We start from the raw sequence: 2,848 nt of genomic DNA, 5'->3' as shown, positions 1-2,848 counted from the left end.
TGAAATTAATTTGTTTTAAGAAAAAATCGCTCACGTTTTTGCCTTATTCAACTTTCGGCATTCCCAAATCGGAGTGCTATTCTTCTGGCTAATAGTACCCACGAAACTCTCATATAAAAATGTCCATTTGTTAAGCCCTTATTCATCGCTGGGTTCAATTTGCCATGTATATCCAATCAACAAAAATCGTATGGCCTCTATCTTTGCGTTCGTCACTTCCCCCAAACACAAAACCTCACTACGCTCCTAACGAAACGGATACATCCACACACGGTAGTCATCGATCAACACATGCGCTTTCTCAATCTGCTCAGCACTCATCTTCTTCACGACCTCTTCCTGAGAGATCGCAGCGTCGGGGTCGCCGCCAATAGCGCTGAGGACGTACCACAGATACGCGCGGGTCAGGTCGGGCGCGGGCATGCCAAGGCCAACCTCATAGTACCAGCCCACCCCACTTTGCGCGCCCGGATGCCCTTTCATGGCAGAGCGCAGATACCATTCAAACGCGCGCTCCACGTCCTGCTCCACCCCAAGGCCAAGCGCATACATCACGCCGATCAGTTCCTCGGCGTCAGCGTTACCCGAGCGGGCCGCGGGCCAAAACGCGGCGCGGGCCTCTTCAAAGCGGCCCTGCTCCATCAGGTCGCGGCCCTCTTCGATTTCAGCAAAGGCTGGCGTGGCAATGCACATCATTATAGCCAAAAATTTGCGCATGTTGCTGTCCTTGCGTTGCTGCCCGTCGCTGGGTTGGCAAGTGATCTGCCACCGCTTTTAAGCTCTGAGCAGTTTCATCCGACTGATCCGCAAAAGGCAAGGATCGGGCAACTGCTTTTTTACGATAAGATCCTCAGCGGGAACAAGAATATTTCCTGTGGGACGTGTCACCATCACGATCTAGGTGGCGCAGATGGGCTTAGCCTTGGCATCGGCGAAGGTGGCGTTGGTGTTGGCCCCAAACGCACGGCAGGTACGGGCGACGCGCGTATTCGCAAGCGCATCCCACGCAACGCGCCCGCGCTTTGGAACATAGGTCATAAGAGTATTCGCAACATTTTTCACGACGGACGACTGTCGGTTTCGGATATCTACGGCAACGGCTTCAATTCACCTGCCGAAGAATGGCTGCCTGCGGGTCTTGATAACATTACAGCTGCGCAGGCGCTGTTCCCATTGACCGCGCAATTCGAAATGGCGGGTAATCCGAAGGAAAATCAGATTGCAGGCGCGGTGCACGATAGGATCGACGCGGCATGGCCTATAATAGCGAAACGTGTGCGCGTTATTCCCGAATACGCTGAGATGTTTGAAGCCGTTTTTGATGATGTGAGCAACGCCCAAGATGTTACCATCGTCCATATCGGGAATGCGCTGGCCGCGTTCATCAATTCTGATTGGCAAAGCTTTGATAGCCCGTTTGACGCCTACCTGACCGATCAGACACCTTTGCCACAAGATGCCGCCGAAGGCATGAAGCTTTTCTACGGCACCGCAAACTGCGCGTCATGCCACGCTGGCCCGCTCTTCACAGATCAAGAGTTTCACGCGCTCGCCCTTCCCGCCTTTGGTCCTGGTCGGACCCGACGCTTTGATCCGATGCCACGTGATGTAGGGCGTATGGGCGAAAGCGACGCGCTTGAAGATGCTTACCGTTTCCGCACCCCCCCTCTCAGAAATGTAGCACTTACCGCGCCCTATGGGCATAACGGCGCGTTTGCGACACTGAAAAGTGTGATCAAGCACCACACGGACCCGCTCAAAACGAAGTCCACATGGACACGCGACATGGCTAATCTGCCAAATGCGCCCTGGCTTGAAGCGATTGATTTCACCATCCAATCCGACACGCGCGAAATGATACGCCAAGCCCGCGCACTCGATATCAAACCAATCGATCTAACCGATGCTGAAATATCAGATATCGAAGCGTTCCTACACAGCCTAACTGGCGCATCCGGCAACACACGCCCCATGGGCCGCCCAGACACAGTCCCCTCAGGCCTACCAGTAGACTGAAACCCGATATTCCTCTCTCTGTAAATATTCGGCCTTATGTATCAAACGCACCAACAATCTAGCTTATAAACTGGGCGCTGTGGATCCATAATGCGGGTATGCAGGATAAGTCGATAAATGGCGCGCTACTGGCGTTGAGAAAGCAGATCATTCGCGGCAAGCTGGATGGACTGGCGAATGTTGAGGCTTTGATGGCGATGCGTGGGGCGGATTTGCCGCGCGTTATGCCTGCCAAGCGCAAGGACGTTGCGCGCAAGGGGCATATGACTGCGCTTGTCCTTGAGGTGCTACGTGACGGGTCGTGCCACATTCAGCAGGTCAATGAATTCGTAGCCAGTAAGCGCCCTGAGCTGAACGGCAAGGATCTGCATAAGCGCACGCGGAACACGCTAGATCGACTGAGGCGCAAAGGGCTGGTGGTGCAGGACTTTGGGCCGGATGGGTGTTTGTGGCGGTTGGACTAGTCGCGGTATCTTTTTTGACTAAAAATCGATCTCTATAGGCCTTTAAATGCTTTTCCGATCAAATTTTCGATTTCTTTATTTGTTTCTTCTTCAGCCTTTTTTTGTATTCTGATTGTAATCGAAAAATCGATACTTTGTTGCCACATTGCTCACAAGCAACCATCTGAATTGCGGGCAAATCAAGGAAGTTTTCAGGGAGATTAAACCCGCCTCCGCAATTTTTTCTGCACTTAGTATCGATACTAATATAGAAGGCCTTATCTGACATGTCTCACACCAAAGTTATTGATACCAAACTAGTCTGATCAATCTGTAGGGTCAGGACCCATTAACTGATTGAGCCTGTGGGGCTGATATGATTCACGACC

3 protein-coding genes are annotated in these 2,848 nt (G+C 52.2%); 2 read left to right on the top strand and 1 reads right to left on the bottom strand.

Annotated features, from left to right (window positions below):
* Nucleotides 1–246 precede the first annotated feature (246 nt).
* On the bottom strand, nt 247–717 hold the full coding sequence (locus QZ279_RS04565; RefSeq protein ID WP_293448547.1) for a tetratricopeptide repeat protein: 471 nt from the start codon (nt 715–717) through the stop codon (nt 247–249).
* Between the two features lie 33 nt (nt 718–750).
* On the opposite strand from QZ279_RS04565, the gene QZ279_RS04560 reads away from it, so the two are divergent.
* Together QZ279_RS04560 and QZ279_RS04555 are read left to right on the top strand one after the other, a co-directional pair.
* Nucleotides 751–2,016 carry a cytochrome c peroxidase gene (locus QZ279_RS04560; RefSeq protein WP_293448544.1) on the top strand — a complete coding sequence of 422 codons (1,266 nt, stop codon included), beginning with the start codon at nt 751–753 and terminating at the stop codon, nt 2,014–2,016.
* Between the two features lie 134 nt (nt 2,017–2,150).
* The gene (locus QZ279_RS04555; RefSeq protein WP_293448541.1) at nt 2,151–2,480 is read left to right on the top strand and encodes a hypothetical protein; all 330 of its coding nucleotides are present in this window, start codon (nt 2,151–2,153) and stop codon (nt 2,478–2,480) included.
* Nucleotides 2,481–2,848 lie beyond the last annotated feature (368 nt).

The organism is Planktotalea sp., from assembly GCF_018607965.1.
Classification (GTDB): Bacteria; Pseudomonadota; Alphaproteobacteria; order Rhodobacterales; family Rhodobacteraceae; genus Planktotalea.
Note: the sequence above shows the minus strand (reverse complement) of the source record. Positions and strands in the feature narration are given on the sequence as shown.